The sequence below is a fragment of the Luteimonas endophytica genome, assembly GCF_029887875.1.
Classification (GTDB): domain Bacteria; phylum Pseudomonadota; class Gammaproteobacteria; order Xanthomonadales; family Xanthomonadaceae; genus Luteimonas; species Luteimonas endophytica.
In genome coordinates this window covers 1-15,015 of the sequence record NZ_JARXRM010000036.1, presented here as the reverse complement: position 1 = coordinate 15,015, position 15,015 = coordinate 1, and the positions used below count along the sequence as shown (strand labels likewise).

Annotated in this window: 19 protein-coding genes, 2 tRNA genes and 1 other RNA gene; 12 read left to right on the top strand and 10 right to left on the bottom strand. The window is 72.8% G+C overall.

Annotated features, from left to right (window positions below; all coding sequences use genetic code 11):
* Positions 1-12 precede the first annotated feature (12 nt).
* Genes QFW77_RS12325 through gloB form a run of 3 tightly spaced genes read right to left on the bottom strand, consistent with a single transcriptional unit; the run spans position 13 to position 2,848 of the window.
* A complete protein-coding gene (locus QFW77_RS12325; protein WP_280575042.1) occupies positions 13-804 on the bottom strand; it encodes an enoyl-ACP reductase FabI in 792 nt (263 codons plus the stop codon).
* Between the two features lie 32 nt (positions 805-836).
* Positions 837-2,084 carry a lytic transglycosylase domain-containing protein gene (locus QFW77_RS12320; RefSeq protein ID WP_280575041.1) on the bottom strand — a complete coding sequence of 416 codons (1,248 nt, stop codon included), beginning with the start codon at positions 2,082-2,084 and terminating at the stop codon, positions 837-839.
* The gene (gene gloB / locus QFW77_RS12315; protein ID WP_280575040.1) at positions 2,081-2,848 is read right to left on the bottom strand and encodes a hydroxyacylglutathione hydrolase; all 768 of its coding nucleotides are present in this window, start codon (positions 2,846-2,848) and stop codon (positions 2,081-2,083) included. The genes QFW77_RS12320 and gloB overlap by 4 nt, the downstream gene beginning before the upstream one ends.
* A 41-nt stretch (positions 2,849-2,889) precedes the next feature.
* Between gloB and QFW77_RS12310 the strand changes: the two genes are divergently transcribed.
* From QFW77_RS12310 to dnaQ, 3 genes are read left to right on the top strand one after another with little or no spacing between them, the layout of a single operon-like run.
* Positions 2,890-3,543, top strand: a complete 654-nt coding sequence (locus QFW77_RS12310) for a hypothetical protein (RefSeq protein WP_280575039.1) — start codon at positions 2,890-2,892, stop codon at positions 3,541-3,543.
* 5 nt (positions 3,544-3,548) lie between these two features.
* On the top strand, positions 3,549-4,031 hold the full coding sequence (rnhA, locus tag QFW77_RS12305) for a ribonuclease HI (protein ID WP_280575183.1): 483 nt from the start codon (positions 3,549-3,551) through the stop codon (positions 4,029-4,031).
* A 32-nt stretch (positions 4,032-4,063) separates the two neighbouring features.
* Positions 4,064-4,798 carry a DNA polymerase III subunit epsilon gene (gene dnaQ / locus QFW77_RS12300; RefSeq protein ID WP_280575038.1) on the top strand — a complete coding sequence of 245 codons (735 nt, stop codon included), beginning with the start codon at positions 4,064-4,066 and terminating at the stop codon, positions 4,796-4,798.
* Positions 4,799-4,822: 24 nt separating this feature from the next.
* On the opposite strand, the gene QFW77_RS12295 is transcribed toward dnaQ, so the two are convergent.
* Together QFW77_RS12295 and QFW77_RS12290 are read right to left on the bottom strand one after the other, a co-directional pair.
* On the bottom strand, positions 4,823-5,527 hold the full coding sequence (locus QFW77_RS12295) for a PP2C family protein-serine/threonine phosphatase (protein ID WP_280575037.1): 705 nt from the start codon (positions 5,525-5,527) through the stop codon (positions 4,823-4,825).
* A 482-nt stretch (positions 5,528-6,009) separates the two neighbouring features.
* A tRNA-Ser gene (locus QFW77_RS12290) sits at positions 6,010-6,100 on the bottom strand.
* A gap of 113 nt (positions 6,101-6,213) precedes the next feature.
* Between QFW77_RS12290 and QFW77_RS12285 the strand changes: the two genes are divergently transcribed.
* Positions 6,214-6,621 carry a DUF6165 family protein gene (locus QFW77_RS12285; RefSeq protein ID WP_280575035.1) on the top strand — a complete coding sequence of 136 codons (408 nt, stop codon included), beginning with the start codon at positions 6,214-6,216 and terminating at the stop codon, positions 6,619-6,621.
* On the opposite strand, the gene QFW77_RS12280 is transcribed toward QFW77_RS12285, so the two are convergent.
* Together QFW77_RS12280 and QFW77_RS12275 are read right to left on the bottom strand one after the other, a co-directional pair.
* On the bottom strand, positions 6,618-7,145 hold the full coding sequence (locus tag QFW77_RS12280; protein WP_280575034.1) for a DUF1203 domain-containing protein: 528 nt from the start codon (positions 7,143-7,145) through the stop codon (positions 6,618-6,620). The genes QFW77_RS12285 and QFW77_RS12280 overlap by 4 nt on opposite strands.
* A gap of 136 nt (positions 7,146-7,281) precedes the next feature.
* A complete protein-coding gene (locus QFW77_RS12275) occupies positions 7,282-8,343 on the bottom strand; it encodes a glycosyltransferase family 9 protein (protein WP_280575033.1) in 1,062 nt (353 codons plus the stop codon).
* Positions 8,344-8,364: 21 nt separating this feature from the next.
* On the opposite strand from QFW77_RS12275, the gene QFW77_RS12270 reads away from it, so the two are divergent.
* The 5 genes from QFW77_RS12270 to QFW77_RS12250 all read left to right on the top strand — a co-directional run bounded on the left by QFW77_RS12270 (position 8,365) and on the right by QFW77_RS12250 (position 11,785).
* A complete protein-coding gene (locus QFW77_RS12270) occupies positions 8,365-9,117 on the top strand; it encodes a 3-deoxy-D-manno-octulosonic acid kinase (protein WP_280575032.1) in 753 nt (250 codons plus the stop codon).
* Positions 9,117-9,881 (top strand): MBL fold metallo-hydrolase, encoded by a 765-nt coding sequence (locus QFW77_RS12265; protein WP_280575031.1) that lies wholly within the window; start codon positions 9,117-9,119, stop codon positions 9,879-9,881. Before QFW77_RS12270 ends, QFW77_RS12265 begins: the two co-directional genes overlap by 1 nt.
* Positions 9,882-9,975: 94 nt before the next feature.
* On the top strand, positions 9,976-10,998 hold the full coding sequence (moaA, locus tag QFW77_RS12260; RefSeq protein WP_280575030.1) for a GTP 3',8-cyclase MoaA: 1,023 nt from the start codon (positions 9,976-9,978) through the stop codon (positions 10,996-10,998).
* A 53-nt stretch (positions 10,999-11,051) separates the two neighbouring features.
* Positions 11,052-11,546, top strand: coding sequence for a cyclic pyranopterin monophosphate synthase MoaC (gene moaC / locus QFW77_RS12255; protein ID WP_280575029.1), 495 nt, complete (start codon positions 11,052-11,054; stop codon positions 11,544-11,546).
* Entirely contained in the window at positions 11,543-11,785 is a 243-nt protein-coding gene (locus tag QFW77_RS12250) for a MoaD/ThiS family protein (protein ID WP_280575027.1), read from the top strand. Before moaC ends, QFW77_RS12250 begins: the two co-directional genes overlap by 4 nt.
* Here QFW77_RS12250 and QFW77_RS12245 read toward each other — a convergent pair.
* Entirely contained in the window at positions 11,772-11,897 is a 126-nt protein-coding gene (locus QFW77_RS12245; protein ID WP_280575025.1) for a hypothetical protein, read from the bottom strand. The two genes, QFW77_RS12250 and QFW77_RS12245, sit on opposite strands and share 14 nt — an antisense overlap.
* A 109-nt stretch (positions 11,898-12,006) precedes the next feature.
* On the opposite strand from QFW77_RS12245, the gene QFW77_RS12240 reads away from it, so the two are divergent.
* Positions 12,007-12,450, top strand: a complete 444-nt coding sequence (locus QFW77_RS12240; RefSeq protein ID WP_280575023.1) for a molybdenum cofactor biosynthesis protein MoaE — start codon at positions 12,007-12,009, stop codon at positions 12,448-12,450.
* A complete protein-coding gene (locus QFW77_RS12235; RefSeq protein WP_280575021.1) occupies positions 12,447-13,469 on the top strand; it encodes a beta-propeller fold lactonase family protein in 1,023 nt (340 codons plus the stop codon). Before QFW77_RS12240 ends, QFW77_RS12235 begins: the two co-directional genes overlap by 4 nt.
* 54 nt (positions 13,470-13,523) lie before the next feature.
* On the opposite strand, the gene ffs is transcribed toward QFW77_RS12235, so the two are convergent.
* Positions 13,524-13,620: signal recognition particle sRNA small type (gene ffs / locus QFW77_RS12230), an RNA gene on the bottom strand.
* 55 nt (positions 13,621-13,675) lie between these two features.
* A tRNA-Ser gene (locus tag QFW77_RS12225) sits at positions 13,676-13,768 on the bottom strand.
* Between the two features lie 122 nt (positions 13,769-13,890).
* Here QFW77_RS12225 and dnaX point away from each other — a divergent pair.
* Positions 13,891-15,015 (top strand): DNA polymerase III subunit gamma/tau (gene dnaX / locus QFW77_RS12220; protein ID WP_280575019.1); only part of this gene is annotated, 1,125 nt, incomplete at its 3' end.

Here is a 15,015-nt window from a genome sequence, read left to right as displayed (position 1 = left end):
CTGCGCAGGCGTTCAGTCGATGCCGGTCATGCCGAGGATGTTGTAGCCGCAGTCGACATAGGTCACCTCGCCGGTGATGCCGGCGGCCAGGTCCGAACACAGGAACGCGGCGGCGTTGCCCACGTCCTCGATGGTGACGTTGCGGCGCAGCGGCGCGTTGTCCTCGACGTGGCCGAGGATCTGGCGGAAGCCGCCGATGCCGGCGGCGGCGAGGGTCTTGATCGGGCCGGCCGAAATCGCGTTGACGCGGGTGCCTTCGGGGCCCAGGTTGAGCGCGAGATAGCGCACCGTGGCTTCCAGGCTCGCCTTGGCCACGCCCATCACGTTGTAGTTCTTCAGCGCGCGCTCGGCGCCCAGGTAGCTGAGGGTGAGGATCGCGCCATGCCCGCGCCGGGCCAGCATCGGCCGGGTGGCCTTGGCCAGCGCCGCCAGCGAGTAGGCCGAGATGTCGTGGGCCATCGCGAACGCCTTGCGGTCGAGCCCTTCCAGGAATTCGCCGGCGATCGCCTCGCGCGGCGCGAACGCGATCGCATGCACCAGGATGTCGAAGCCCTCGCTCCAGCGCCGCTCCAGCGCCGAGGCGAGCGCCTCGATCTGGGCGTCGTCGGTGACGTCCAGCGGCAGCACGATGTCCGAGCCGGTCTTGCCGGCCACATCCTCGACCCGTGTCCTGAGCTTGTCGTTCTGGTAGGTGAAGGCCAGCTCCGCACCCTCGCGATGCATCGCCTCGGCGATGCCGTTGGCGATCGAGCGCTGGCTGGCGATGCCGGTGATCAGGGCGCGCTTGCCTTGCAGGAAACCCATGGACGTCGTTCTCGCGGTGGTGGCGGGGCGCGCTAGTTTGCCACGGGCGGCGCGGCGGCGTTGCCGGCGTCCGCCTCGGCGGCCGGGGCGTCGACCAGCAGGGTCGTTCCGGGGCGCAGCACGCTGTCGCGGGTCAGGCCGTTGCGCTCGAGCAGTTCGGCGCTGGTGACCCGGTAGCGGCGGGCGAGCCGCCAGATCGAATCGCCGCGCGCCACCACGTGGGTGCGCGGCCCCGCGCCGCTGCCTGGCTCGGCGACGAGGGCGCTGGCGTCGGCGACGAATCCGTCGGCGGGCGAGGCGCCGGGGGCCTCGGCGGCGGCGTTCGCGGCGCCCACCGCGGCGCCCGGCCCCGGCGCGGCGGCGCGTGCCGGCGCCAGCACCTGCGGGTCGCCGCCCGCACGGGTCACGCGGCCGTCGACGAAGGCCGGATTGAGGCGGCGTACCAGGCGCGCGTCGTGCCCCTGGCGCTGCGCCCACGCGTCCAGCCCGGAAGTCCCGGCCGGGAGCGGGGCCGCGGCCAGCACCGGTACCGGCCGGTCGATGGCGCGCAGCCAGTCCTCGCTTTCCCCCGCCTCCACCAGCAGGCAGCTCAGCGCCTGCAGCTTGCGTACGTAGGCCTGGGTGATCCGCGGTACCTGCAGGCGTTCCGGGTCGGCATCCATGGCGCGCTGGCCGGCCGCCCTGAGCGCTCCGAACACGCGGTATTCGCCGGCGTTGTAGCCCATCACCGCCAGGCGCCAGTCGCCGGCGAACATGCCGTGCAGGGTACGCAGATAGCGCACCGCGGCGCGGGTGGAGTCCACCGGCGACAGCCGGCCGTCGTAGCCTGGACGGATCGCGATCTTGTGCTTGCGCGCGGTGACCGCGATGAACTGCCACAGCCCGGCCGGCCCGGATGCGCTGCGTGCGCCCGGCCGGTAGCCGCTCTCGACGAACGGGATCAGCGCGTACTCGGTCGGCAGATGCGAATCGCGCAGCGCGTCGATGACGTATCCGAACAGCGGCAGCAACCGCTCGGGGCTGGCGGCCAGATCGTCCGGGACGTGGGCGAAGTGGCGCCGCCAGCGCTCGCTCTGCTCGGCGGTGCATTCGGGATCCGCAAGCCCTTCGCGGAAGCGGGCATAGATCTCGCGTCCGCTGCGGGCCGGCGCGCCGGCCGGCGCCTCCGGGGCGGCCCCCGCGCCGGCGGGTGCCGCGGCCACATCGCGGGCGTGCACCGGCGCCCACAGCAACCACAGCGCGAACAGCGCCGCTCGCAGCGCCACGGCCGGCGCCGTCATGCCCGGAATTCGTCCTTCCAGCGCCGCAGCGCGGCGAACAGGGCGACCCGGTCGGCGCCGGCAGTGCCGGCAACGCGGCCGGCCAGGGCCGTACGAACCGCGGCGGCGTCGATCCGCAGGAACGGATTACAGGCCAGTTCTTCGGCCAGGGTACTGGGCAGGGTCGGTTGTCCGCGGTCGCGCATGGCCTGGATGTCCTGGCTGCGGCGCTCCAGCGCCTGGTTGCCGGGCTCCACCGCGCGGGCGAAGGCGGCGTTGTCCCGGGTGTATTCGTGCCCGCAGCAGACCCGCGTGGCGCCGGGCAGGGCGGCCAGGCGCTCGAGCGAGTCCAGCATCTGCGCCGGCGTACCCTCGAACAACCGGCCGCAACCCAGACTGAACAACGTGTCCCCGCAGAACAAGTGGCCATGACCGTGAAATGCGATATGGCTCACGGTATGCCCTGGTACCGCGATCACCTCGAATGCGAAGCCCTCGCACTCGACCCGGTCCCCCTGGCCGACGCGGTGCGTGGCTGTGGAGATGCGGTCGTCGTGCGGGGCGTAGACCGGCAGCCCGGGCCAGCGGTGCAGCAGCTCGGGCACGCCTCCGACGTGATCGTGATGATGATGGGTGAGCAGGATCGCGGCCGGCTCCAGCCCGCGCGCGGCAGCGGCCAGCACCGGCGCGGCTTCGCCCGGGTCCACCACCAGCGCCCGCCCGCCGGGGCCGGCGAGGGTCCAGATGTAGTTGTCGGCCAGTGCCGGCACGGCCTCCAGTCGCATTGGCGGATCGCCTCATCCGGGCAGCCGGTAGAATGGCGACCATGCCCGCGACTTCACCGGCCGGTCAACCCGGCAACCCCAGCGACTGGTTCGCCACCCCCGCGGGCCGCGCGGTGGTCGAGAGCGAGGCGGCGCTGGTGCGCCGCGCGCTGGACGAGCAGCCCGGCCGGCAGTGGCTGTGGCTGGCCCCGGCCGCGCAGCCGGCCGAGCCCGCGGGCCGCGGCCTGCGCCTGCACCCGCGCGGCGAGGGCTGGGACGGGGGCCTGCGCTGCGCGCTGCCGTTGCCCCTGGCCAGCGAATCGATCGGCACGATCGTGCTCCAGCACGCGGCCGCCCCGGGCGGCGACCCCGCGGCCCTGTTCGAGGAATGCGCCCGCCTGCTGCTGCCCGGCGGCCGGCTCTGGCTGTTCGCGCTCAATCCGCTCTCGCCCTATTGCTGGCGCTGGCGCGGCCGTGGCCTGGCGGCCAACGAACCGCTCACCTGGCGGCGCCGGCTGCGGCGGGCCGGACTGGAGCCCGAACCGGTCTCGCAGGGGGTCGGCCCCGGCTGGGAGGTCGCGGTGCGAACCGGGCAGCGCAGCGGGCCGGGTCTGTGCGCGGCCTACGCCCTGTGCGCCGAGCGGCGCGTGGCCCCGCTCACCCCGGTGGCGCCGCGCACGGCGTTGCGCATGCCGCAGGGAGCGGCGCCGGCGTGAGCGGGATGAAGCGGGTCGAGATCCACACCGATGGGGCCTGCCTGGGCAACCCCGGCCCGGGGGGCTGGGCCGCTTTGCTCCGCTACCGGGCCCAGGAACGGGAGCTGGTCGGCGGCGAGGCGCTGACCACCAACAACCGGATGGAGCTGATGGCGGCGATCCGCGCACTGGAGGCGCTGACCGCGCCATGCGAGGTGGTCCTGCATACCGATTCGCAGTACGTGCGCAAGGGCATCACCGAGTGGTTGCCCACCTGGGTGCGCCGCAACTGGCGCACCGCCGGTGGCGCCGCGGTCAAGAACCAGGATCTGTGGGAGCGGCTGCAGGCGGCCTGCGGCCGCCACCGGATCGACTGGCGCTGGGTGCGCGGCCACTCCGGCGACCCGGACAACGAACGCGTCGACGTGCTGGCGCGCACCCAGGCCGAGCTGGTGAAGGCGCGCGGGGCCGCGGCTCCGGGCCTGTGCGACGGCGCCCCGGTATCCTGAGCGTGGATGGCGACCGGGGAGGCGGCCCGCAGATGCGACAGATCGTGCTCGACACCGAAACCACAGGCCTGGAATGGAAGAAGGGCAACCGGGTGGTCGAGATCGGCTGCGTCGAACTGCAGGAACGCCGGCCCACCGGCCGCACCTACCAGTGCTACATCAACCCGCAGCGCGAGTTCGAACCGGGGGCGCAGGAGGTCACCGGGCTGACCCTGGAATTCCTCGCCGACAAGCCGCTGTTCGCGGAAGTCGCCGACGAATTCCTGGCCTTCATCGACGGCGCCGAGCTGATCATCCACAACGCCGCGTTCGACGTCGGCTTCCTGGATGCCGAGCTGTCGCGGCTGGGGCAGGGCTACGGCCGGCTCCGCGACCGCGCCAGCGTGCAGGATTCGCTCGAACTGGCGCGGCAGCGCTACCCGGGCCAGCGCAATTCGCTCGACGCGCTGTGCAAGCGGCTGGGCGTGGACAACGCGCACCGGCAGCTGCACGGCGCCCTGCTGGATGCGCAGCTGCTGGCGGAGGTGTACCTGGCGCTCACCGCCGGCCAGAGCGAGATCGGGTTCGCGGTCCCGTCCGCGGAACAGGCCGGCGCGCGCGCGATCGCGCTGCCCGCCGCCGCACTGGGCCCGCGCCCGCGCGTGGTGGTGCCGGAACACGAACTGGCGCTGCATCGCGCGCGGATGGCTGCGATCCGCGAACGCGCCGGGACCTGCGTCTGGGACCTGCTGGAAGCGCCGGCGCCGCTGGAGGCGCTGCCCGCCTGACGCGCCGCGACGGTTGCGCGTGGTCTAGTGGCGGCGCACCAGCACCACGGTGACGTTGTCCGAACCGCCACCGTCGAGCGCGGCGGCCACCAGGCCGTCCACGCATTCCTGCGCGCTGCATTCGCCATGCGCCAGCACCCGGGCGATGCCGCCGTCGTCGACTTCCTCGGTCAGGCCGTCGCTGCACAGCAGCAGCTGCATCCCCGGCAACAATTCGCCGCTCATGGTCTCGACGTTGAGCGCCTGCGGGTCGGTCACTCCCAGCGCCTGGGTGACCACGTTGCGGTGCGGATGGTGCCGGGCCTGGTCGACCGTGATGGTGCCCTGGGAGATCAGCTCCTGGACGTAGCTGTGGTCTTGCGAGAGCTGCACCAGCTTCCCGGCGTGCCACAGGTAGACACGGCTGTCGCCGACCCAGGCCACCTCGAAGCGGTTGCCGGAAATGCGGGCCGCGACCACCGTGGTGCCCATCGGCAGGGTGTCGTGGCGCTGGCGGGAGGCGCGAATGATCTCCTCGTCGGCGATCCTGATCGCCTGGGCCAGCGGAGTGCCCTGGCGGGTCTCGCGCACGATCGCCTCGCGCGCCAACGCGCTGGCCACCTCGCCGTATTCGTGGCCGCCCATGCCGTCGGCCACCAGCCACAGGCCGAGTTCGGTATCGCCGTAGTACGTGTCCTCGTTCAGCTCGCGCCGTAGCCCGACGTGGGTCAGATGGCCGAATTCGATCATGCGCGCCCCACGAGCCGTCCCCAGGACCCCTGGGAGACCAAACGCAGGACCGCCATCGGGACGGCCAGATCGCGGTGCGGACGGGGAAGCGGGGGAAACGTCGGGCACGCGGCGACCGTGCGGGTGGCTGGCATCGAATAACCCTAGCAGAGTTGGCCGGCAGGAGGGGCGCGGATCCGGAAGCGGAGAGAGATCCGATAGCGAGAAGGCCGTCGCGACGCTATCGGCCGGGGTGGGCGATCCCTGAAGCGAACCGAAGGATCCGGGTCGGAGCAATGCGCTTGCGCCGCACGGGCCGGGGATGCGGACAACGGACCAGGGATGGTCTGCGGCGGCGAATCGCGCCAGGGATGGCCCGACACTTGCCGGGGCTCCCCCGGCCCGGGCGACGCTGCATCCGAAGCCCAGAACCTGTCCGCGACCACGACCCAGCTTCGTCTGCCCGAAACGCGAAAGCCCCCGTGCGGGGGCCTTGGCGTGTCTGGCGGAGAGGGGGGGATTCGAACCCCCGAGGCGCTATAAACGCCTGCCTGATTTCGAGTCAGGTACATTCAACCGCTCTGCCACCTCTCCGATGGCGGCCGGCAGCCAGCGCGCCGGGGCGGTCATGATACGGGCGGGTCAGGCGGGCGACAAGGCGGCGGCGTTACACTGCCCCCCGGCCCAATCCCCCGGTTCAGCCCCTCATGTCAGAAATCTCGGCCCCCGTCTCCTTCGGCGAACTGCTCGACAAGATCGCCATCCTCCAGATCAAATCCGAGCGCATCCGCGACGAAGCCAAGCTCGCCAACGTGCGCCACGAGCTCTCGGCCCTGGAGACCACCTGGATGGCGCACCCGGCCGCCGGGCACGACATCGCCCGGCTGCGCGCCGAACTGAAGGCCGTCAACGAGCGCCTCTGGGAGATCGAGGACGACATCCGCCTGAAAGAGAAGGCCCAGGCCTTCGACGAGGAATTCGTGCGCCTGGCGCGCAGCGTGTACTTCGAGAACGACGAGCGCGCGCGGATCAAGAAGGAGATCAACCTCGCGCTCGGGTCCTCCTACGTCGAGGAGAAGTCGTACCAGGACTACCGGAGCGGCGCGAGGCCCTAGCGGGGCCCCGGCGCCGCGGCGGACGCGCCTGTCCGGTCGCCAGGACCGACGCGCTCGACGCAGCAGGCGTAGCAGCCGCGTCCGGCGTGATGCAGATGCAGGAATGCCACCGCCGGATCGGCGAACAGCCCGGCGATCGCCGTTTCCAGCTCGTGGCCGCCGGCGATCGCCGCGGCGCTCATGTCTCCCGCCGCATCGTAGGCACGCAGCGAGAACAGTCGGGCGCGCATCGCCGCCGGGATCTCGCCCGGCGCCACCGCGGCGGGCCGCGCGCCGCGGCGGACGAAGACCGGTCCCGAAGCACGGTACGGCGACCGCGAGCGGTGGTGTTCCCAAGGCAGCAGCAGCACCTCCTCGCCCACCTCGGCATCGACCAGGCTGACCCGGCACGGGAAGCCGGGCTGCCGGTCGGCGACCATGCGCCGCGCCCCGCGCGCGGCGAGTTCGGGATCGTCGAGCGCGAACAAGGGGGCGAACGGTTCCGCGGGAAGCGGGACGATGCGAAAAGGGGCGTCGGTGGACATGGCGTCGCTCGGATGGGAAGAGCCGCCAGCGTGGCCCGGCATGCCCGGTGCGGTCTGGCCGTTTCCGGACATGGCAGCGGCGCCGGTGCGCCGATGAAAGACGCGTGCCGCAATGCGCGCGGATGGGCTGCTCGGGTCAGCGATCGGCGACGAAGCGCTCGAAGGCCGCGACCGCATCTTCCACGGTCACCAGGTCCATGACCCCCTCGTGCTCGATCTTGGTGCCCCAGCGCAGTTCGGCGGCGGGCTTTCCCATGAACCGGCGCGCGGCATCGTCGTAGCGGTCGACGCAGTAGCGGCGGTCGGAGTAGGGGCCGCTGCGCGCGGGGTTGCTGGCGGCGTGCAGGCCCAGCACCCGGGTGCCCATGGCGTTGGCGATATGCATCGGGCCCGAGTCGGGCGTCATCACCAGGTCGGCGCGCGCCAGCAGCGCCGGGAGCTGCTTCAGGGTGTCCCTGCCCACCAGGTCCAGCGCCGGCGAATCCATCGCGCCGAGGATGGCATCGGCGGTCTCCCGCTCGAGCGCGCTGCGGCCGCCGCACAGCACGATGCGCCAGCCGCGCGCGGCGGCATGGTCGGCCAGCGCGGCATGGCGTTCGGCGCGCCAGTTGCGCAACACGTGGCTGGAGCAGGGCGAGATCGCCAGCGTGGGCCGCCCGTCGTCCGCCCATTGCGCGCTCGCCCAGGCGTGGGCCTCCGCGGGAACCGGCAGGTCCCAGTGCACGCGTTCCTGGCGCAGGCCGAGCGGTTCGCAGAAGCTGCCGATCGCGTCGAGCACGTGGATGCCGGGGCGGTCGGGGATGCGCTCGTTGACGAACAGGCCGTGCAGGTCGCGAGAACGGGTGCGGTCGTAGCCGATCCGGCGCCGCGCCGGCACGAACGCAGAGAGCAGGTTGGCGCGTGCCGCCACCTGCATCTGCAGCAGGGCGTCGAAGCGGCGGCCGGCCAGCGCGTGGCGCAGCGCGCGCATCCCGGCAAGCCCGGACTTCTTGTCGTAGACCATGAACTCAACGCCGGGCAGCCCGTCCAGCAGGCGCTGCTCGCCCTTGCCGATCACCCAGGTCAGTGCCGTGTCCGGCCATGCGCCCCGCAGGGTGTGCACCAGCGGCAGCACGTGGGTCACGTCGCCCAGCGCCGACAGCCGCAACAGGCACAGGGCGTGCGGGGCGGGGGGCGGCGGCGATGCGGAAGCGCTCATGTTGCTTGCTAGACTCGCTGGATGGTCCGATTCGACGCCACCGAGAGCCTGACGCCGTTCCGCGGCGGCGGCGGCGGGTACGGCTCGATTCTGAGCGACGCCGCGCTGGCGCGGCAAGTCGAGCCGGGCTGGTTCGATCCGGCGTTCTGGGGCCGGCGCGCGCGCCCGGTGGACAGCGGCGGCCGCGGCGGCGCCTGGTTCGTCGAGACCCCGGTGGGGCCGGCGGTGCTGCGGCAATACCTGCGGGGCGGTTTCGCGGCGCGGCTGAGCCGCGACGCGCACCTCTGGCGCGGCGCCGACCGGGTCCGCAGCTTCGCCGAGTTCCGCCTCACCCGCGACCTGCTCCGCGATGGGTTGCCGGTGCCGGAGCCGCTGGCGGCCAGCTACGTGCGCGGGGGCGCGGCCTACCGGGCCGCGATCCTGGTACGGCGCCTGGACGATGTGCGCTCGTTCGCCGATCGGGTGGCCGTGGCCGCGGGCGATGCCCCCTGGGAGGAGACCGGCCGGCTGATCGCGCGGTTTCACCGCGTCGGCCTGGACCACGCCGACCTCAACGCCCACAACATCCTGTTCGGCCCGGGCGGCAACGGCTGGCTGATCGACCTCGACCGCAGCCGCCAGCGCCTGCCGGAAACCGGTTGGCGTTCGCGCAATCTCGCCCGGCTCGAACGCTCCCTGCTGAAGTTGCGCGGCAGCCGCCCGGCCGATGCGGTCCGCAGCGATTTCGCGCGCCTGCGTGCCGCATACGATGCCCGCTGGGCAAAGGGCTACTGATGCGCGGCAACGGGCAATGGGCTCTGCGCTTTCACGGGGTCGGCAACGCGGCAGCGGTGGAGCTGGGCTCGTCGATGGCGACGATAGAGCGCGATGGCGCGCCGTGGTTGACGATCGACTGCGGCAGCGAGGGCCTGACCGCCTGCCTGGCGCACTACGGCGAACCGCCGCGCGCGCTGTTCGTCACCCATACCCATCTCGATCACGTCTCGGGCTTCGAGCGGCTGTTCGTGGCGGAGTACTTCGATCCGGCGCGGCGGGGCCGTACCCCGGTCTACGTGCCGGCCACGGTGCTGCCGCTGCTGCACCAGCGGGTCGGCGACTATCCGAATGCGCTCGCCGAGGGCGGCGCCAACTTCTGGGAGGCGTTCCAGCTGATCCCGGTCGGCGACGCGTTCTGGCATGGCGGCATCCGCCTGGAGACCTTCGCGGTGCGCCATCACTGGCCGCGCACCGCCTACGGCCTGCGCCTGCCCGGCAGCCTGGTGTGGAGCGGCGATACCCGGCCGATCGCCGAGCTGCTCCGGGTCCATGCCGATGCCGGCGAGCTCGTCGCCCACGACTGCGGGCTGCACGGCAATCCCTCGCACAGCGGCCTCGACGATCTCGAGCGCGAATACTCGCCGGAACTGCTGGCGCGCTGCGTGCTGTACCACTACGGCAGCGCCGCGGACGGCGCGGCGATGCGCGCCCGCGGTCGGCGGGTGGCCGTTCCCGGGGAGGTGCTGGAGCTGTCGCCGCCGCGGGCGCCGGCGGGCTCCTGAACGCTCGCGCCGGCGATCGGGGCGGGCCCCGCGATCGCCGGCCCTCGGTGCCGCGGCGCGCGCATCATCCGTCTGCGCCTAGAATGCCGGGTCGATGAACGCGATCTCGCCCCTGCCGCTGCTGCCCCGGGACGCCCTCGGGCGGCCGCTGCACGACCTGCGGCTGTCGGTGATCGAGGCCTGCAATTTCCGCTGCGGCTATTGCATGCCGGCCGACCGGGTCCCCGACGATTACGGCCTCGACGCCGCCGCGCGGCTTTCGTTCGACGAGATCGAGACCCTGGTGCGCGGATTCGTCCGCGTCGGCGTGCGCAAGCTGCGGATCACCGGCGGCGAGCCGCTGCTGCGCCGGGGCCTGCCGGCGCTGATCGCCCGTCTGGCGGAGATTCCCGGGCTCGAGGACCTGGCGCTGACCACCAACGGCAGCCTGCTGGCGCGCCACGCCCGCGCCCTGCGCGCGGCCGGCCTGCGACGCCTCACGATCAGCCTCGACGCGCTCGATCCGGCACTGTTCCGGCAGCTGTCGGGGGGGCGCGGCGAGGTCGCGGAGGTGTTCGCCGGGATCGCCGCGGCGGAAGATGCGGGCTTCGGCCCGATCAAGTTCAACTGCGTGGTGCAGCGCGGCATCAACGACCACGAGGCGCCTGCGCTGGCGGCCCATTTCCGCGGCAGCGGACATGTCGTCCGCTTCATCGAGTACATGGACGTCGGCACCTGCAACGGCTGGGACCGTAGCCGGGTGGTGCCGTCGGCGGAGTTGCGCGGGCGCATCCATGCGCGCTGGCCGCTGCGCTGCCTGCCGCCGCGATACCCGGGCGAGGTGGCCGAGCGCCACGCCTATGTCGATGGCGCCGGCGAACTGGGGTTCGTCAGCTCGGTGACCGCGCCGTTCTGCGGCGGCTGCCACCGCGCCCGGGTGGCTGCCGACGGCACGCTGTACACCTGCCTGTTCGCGGCCGCCGGCGCCCCGCTCCGGCCGCGGCTCCGCCTTGGCGAAGCCGGGCTGGCCGAGCACCTGGCCAGGTTGTGGGCGCGACGCGCCGACCGCTACAGCGAACAGCGCGGCAGCACCCGCGCGCCGGGCCGTCGCGTCGAGATGTTCCTGGTGGGCGGGTGAATGGCCGGGCGCGCGGACGCTAACATGGCCCCTCGACAGGCAGCACCGGTGCCATGAGACACGGCAACTCCCCGGAGGTCACCCATCTGGATGCCGATGGCCGTCCGGCCATGGTCGACGTTTCCGGAAAGCAGGCGACGGCGCGCTCGGCCACCGCGCAGTGCCGGGTGCGGTTCCCGGCGGCGGTGGCGCGGCAGCTGCGCGACGGCGGCATGAAGAGCGCCAAGGGCGGCATCGTCGACACGGCCATCGTCGCCGGCACCATGGCGGTCAAGCGCACCTGGGAACTGATCCCGTTCTGCCATCCGCTGCCGATCGACGGGGTCCGCTTCGCGATCGACTGGCGCGGCGAGCGCGAACTGGAGATCGACTGCACCGTCAGGACCGTCCATCGCACCGGCGTCGAGATGGAGGCGCTGACCGGCGCGACGGTGGCCGCATTGACCGTCTACGACATGTGCAAGGCGCTGTCGCACGCGATCGTGCTCGGCCCGGCCAGGCTGGTGGCCAAGCGCGGCGGCAAGCGCGAGGTGGGGAAGTCCCCATGACCGCGGTGACGGTGCTGTACTTCGCCAGCCTGCGCGATGCCGCGGGCGCGGCCGAGGAGACGCTGGAGACCTCGGCCGGCGACCTGGCCGCGCTGTACGCCGAGCTGCAGGCGCGCCACGGTTTCGCGCTGCCGGCCAGCCGGCTGCGGGTGGCGGTCGACGGCGCGTTCGCGCGCTGGGACGACCCGCCGCGCGCCGGCGCGGAAATCGCCTTCATCCCTCCCGTCAGCGGCGGGTGAGCGGCCGCAGCAGGCGCCCTGTCGGCGCCTGCTGCAGCGGCGAGCGCGCGGTCGCGCCGGCGTTCCTTCCGTCGCGGCGATCCATCACCGTCGCCACGGGGCGATTCCTCATCAGCAGCCGCCCGGCGGGCGGCTGGTCGTTTCGTCGTGAGCCAAGACGGGGCGGGCGTCGGAGATCCGACACTGACCCGGAGCGGCCCTCCGGTGTTAAAACTGTCCGCATGAAGCGCTTCGCCCTGTCCGGATTCCCGATCGACATCGCACCGTTGCACGCGCGGTTGCGCCGAGCCGATGCAGGCGCCTGCAGCAGCTTCGAGGGCTGGGTGCGCGACCACAACGACGGGCGCCCGGTGCGTGGCCTTCGCTACGAGGCCTACGCCGCGCTGGCGGATGCCGAAGGCAGCCGCATCCTCGACGAGGCGGTGCGGCGCTTCGCCCTGGTGGAGGCCTGCTGCGTGCATCGTGTCGGCGAGCTGGCGATCGGCGATCTGGCGGTCTGGGTGGGCGCGTCCGCCGCGCACCGCGCCGCGACCTTCGATGCGTGCCGGTTCATCGTCGACGAAGTGAAGCTGCACGTCCCGATCTGGAAGCACGAGCACTACGCCGACGGTGATGCCCAGTGGCTGCACCCGGACGCCCACCCTCCCGGAGGACCCTCCCGATGATCCGATCCGTACTGCTGCTGTCGCTGCTCTGCGCGGCCCTGCTGGCCGCGCCGCCGAAGGCCGCTGCCGCCGGCGAGCTGCTGGTCGGCAACAAGGCCGACGACACCGTATGGCGGCTGTCGCTGGAGGACGGGCGCCGTCTCGGCGAGATCGCCACGGCACCGGGCCCGCACGAGATCGCGGTCAGCCCCGATCGGCGCCTGGCGGTGGTCACCGGTTACGGCGGCGCCGCGCCCGGCAACCGCCTGACCCTGATCGACACCGCCGCCGGCCGCGCCAGCGGCGAGGTGGACCTGGGCGAGCACGCGCGCCCGCATGGCGTGCGCTTCACGCCCGACGGCAGGCGGCTGCTGGTGACGACCGAGGACAGCGCCGCGCTGGTGGTGGTCGACGTGGCGACGCGCGCGGTCGAGCGCGCGATCGACGTCGGCGACGGTGTCGGCCACATGCTGGCGCTGTCGCGCGACGGCGCGGTGGCCTACGTGAGCAAGCTCGCCGCTGGCACCGTGGTGCGCGTGGACCTCGCCGACGCCGCCACCCTGGAGCGGCCCGCCGGCGGCGGCGCCGAGGGCCTGGCGGTCGCGCCCGACGGCAGCGTCTGGGTCGGCAACCGCGAGGACGGGACCGTGACCGTCCACGATCCCGCGACCCTGGCGGTGCGCGCCACGCTGCGCAGCCCCGGGTTTCCGATCCGCGTGGTCTTCACCCCCGATGGCCGCCACGCCCTGGTCACCAACGCCCGCGCCGGCACCCTGGCGGTGTTCGACGCGGCCAGCCGCGAGGCGGTGGCCGAAGTGGCGCTGGCCGATCCCGCCCGCGAATACCGCGAGACGATGCTCGGCCGCGCCGCGTTGCCGATCGGGGCCATCGCCGACCCGGACCCGGGCGTCGCGCGTGTCTACGTCGCCATCAGCGGCGGCAACGAGATCGCGGTGGTCGACAGCCGCTCGTGGCGCGTGGTGGATCGCTGGAAGACCGGCAACGAGCCGGATGCGCTGGGGATCGTCCGAGGAGAGTGAGCGAGGGCGGCCGCGGGTTCACCCGGAACGGGTCCAGGCGCCGCCATGGCGATGGCCCCGCCGACTGACCTCGGCGCCCGCGTCGACCGATACCGTTGCTGCCTTCCGGCTCTGGCGGGGTTTTCGGTCTAGCGTCGCGAGGGGCCGACGGGGCCACCATGGAGACGAACGCGCCGCTGCCTGCGGCGGTGCTGCTGCTTGCTTGATGGCGGAGAGGGCGGGATTCGAACCCGCGAAGCGGTGTTTAGCCGCTTACACACTTTCCAGGCGTGCTCCTTCAACCACTCGGACACCTCTCCAACCCGCCCGGAGCGCCGTTGCGGAGGCGACCGGATCGGCAATTCTAGCCCCGGCCCGGGGCCGCCACAAGGAAAACGCGGCCGCCCCCGAGGGTGGCCGGCCGGCATGGCAGAATGGGGACATGTCCTACCTCGTCCTCGCCCGCAAGTGGCGGCCCCGGCGGTTCGCCGAACTCGTGGGCCAGGGCCACGTGGTCCGCGCGCTGACCAACGCGCTCGAATCCGGCCGCGTGCACCATGCATTCCTGTTCACCGGCACCCGCGGCGTCGGCAAGACCACGATCGCGCGGATCTTCGCCAAGTCGCTCAACTGCGAACAGGGCACCTCGGCCGATCCCTGCGGAGAATGCAACGCCTGCCGCGACATCGACGCCGGCCGCTTCATCGACCTGCTCGAGATCGACGCCGCCAGCAATACCGGCGTCGACGACGTGCGCGAGCTGATCGACAACGCCCAATACATGCCCTCGCGCGGGCGGGTGAAGGTGTACCTCATCGACGAGGTGCACATGCTGTCGAAATCCGCCTTCAACGCGCTGCTCAAGACCCTCGAGGAGCCGCCCGGGCACGTCAAGTTCCTGCTCGCCACCACCGATCCGCAGAAGCTGCCGGTGACGGTGCTGTCGCGCTGCCTGCAGTTCAACCTCAAGCGCCTCGACCTCGAGCAGATCGGGGGCCAGATCGTCCGGATCCTGGAGGCGGAGGGCATCCGGGCCGAGGACGACGCGGTGCGCCAGCTCGCCAGGGCCGCCGACGGCAGCCTGCGCGACGGCCTGTCGCTGCTCGACCAGGCGATCGCCTACACCGGTGGGCAGCTCGAATCGGCCGGGGTGGCGGCGATGCTTGGCACCGTCGACCGCGGCCGCGTCGGCGCGCTGCTCGACGCGCTGGCGGCGGGCGACGGCGAACGGCTGCTCGATGAGGTCGCGGCGCTCGCGGAATTCTCCCCGGACTGGGGCAGCGTGCTCGATGCGGTCGCCGAGGCGCTGCACCGGATCCAGGTGCGGCAGCTGGTCCCGGGCAGCGCGGTCGAGGCCGACGGGGTCGACCTGGACGCGCTGGCGACCGGGCTGCGCCCCGAGGTGGTGCAGTTGTGGTACCAGATGGCGCTGGGCGGCCGCCGCGACCTGCCGCTGGCGCCGAGCCCGCGGGCCGGCTTCGAGATGAGCGTCCTGCGGATGCTGGCGTTCCGTCCCGTGGGCGCGGCCACCGCCGCTGCGGCCACGGGCGGTGGCCAGCCGGCGCGA

Excerpts from the sequence above, each read along its gene's own strand:
- QFW77_RS12325 (WP_280575042.1), bottom strand. The coding sequence starts at position 804 with ATGGGTTTCCTGCAAGGCAAGCGCGCCCTGATCACCGGCATCGCCAGC.
- QFW77_RS12320 (WP_280575041.1), bottom strand. The coding sequence starts at position 2,084 with ATGACGGCGCCGGCCGTGGCGCTGCGAGCGGCGCTGTTCGCGCTGTGG.
- gloB (WP_280575040.1), bottom strand. The coding sequence starts at position 2,848 with ATGCGACTGGAGGCCGTGCCGGCACTGGCCGACAACTACATCTGGACC.
- QFW77_RS12310 (WP_280575039.1), top strand. The coding sequence starts at position 2,890 with ATGCCCGCGACTTCACCGGCCGGTCAACCCGGCAACCCCAGCGACTGG.
- rnhA (WP_280575183.1), top strand. The coding sequence starts at position 3,549 with ATGAAGCGGGTCGAGATCCACACCGATGGGGCCTGCCTGGGCAACCCC.
- dnaQ (WP_280575038.1), top strand. The coding sequence starts at position 4,064 with ATGCGACAGATCGTGCTCGACACCGAAACCACAGGCCTGGAATGGAAG.
- QFW77_RS12295 (WP_280575037.1), bottom strand. The coding sequence starts at position 5,527 with ATGATCGAATTCGGCCATCTGACCCACGTCGGGCTACGGCGCGAGCTG.
- QFW77_RS12285 (WP_280575035.1), top strand. The coding sequence starts at position 6,214 with ATGTCAGAAATCTCGGCCCCCGTCTCCTTCGGCGAACTGCTCGACAAG.
- QFW77_RS12280 (WP_280575034.1), bottom strand. The coding sequence starts at position 7,145 with ATGTCCACCGACGCCCCTTTTCGCATCGTCCCGCTTCCCGCGGAACCG.
- QFW77_RS12275 (WP_280575033.1), bottom strand. The coding sequence starts at position 8,343 with ATGAGCGCTTCCGCATCGCCGCCGCCCCCCGCCCCGCACGCCCTGTGC.
- QFW77_RS12270 (WP_280575032.1), top strand. The coding sequence starts at position 8,365 with ATGGTCCGATTCGACGCCACCGAGAGCCTGACGCCGTTCCGCGGCGGC.
- QFW77_RS12265 (WP_280575031.1), top strand. The coding sequence starts at position 9,117 with ATGCGCGGCAACGGGCAATGGGCTCTGCGCTTTCACGGGGTCGGCAAC.
- moaA (WP_280575030.1), top strand. The coding sequence starts at position 9,976 with ATGAACGCGATCTCGCCCCTGCCGCTGCTGCCCCGGGACGCCCTCGGG.
- moaC (WP_280575029.1), top strand. The coding sequence starts at position 11,052 with ATGAGACACGGCAACTCCCCGGAGGTCACCCATCTGGATGCCGATGGC.
- QFW77_RS12250 (WP_280575027.1), top strand. The coding sequence starts at position 11,543 with ATGACCGCGGTGACGGTGCTGTACTTCGCCAGCCTGCGCGATGCCGCG.
- QFW77_RS12245 (WP_280575025.1), bottom strand. The coding sequence starts at position 11,897 with ATGAGGAATCGCCCCGTGGCGACGGTGATGGATCGCCGCGACGGAAGG.
- QFW77_RS12240 (WP_280575023.1), top strand. The coding sequence starts at position 12,007 with ATGAAGCGCTTCGCCCTGTCCGGATTCCCGATCGACATCGCACCGTTG.
- QFW77_RS12235 (WP_280575021.1), top strand. The coding sequence starts at position 12,447 with ATGATCCGATCCGTACTGCTGCTGTCGCTGCTCTGCGCGGCCCTGCTG.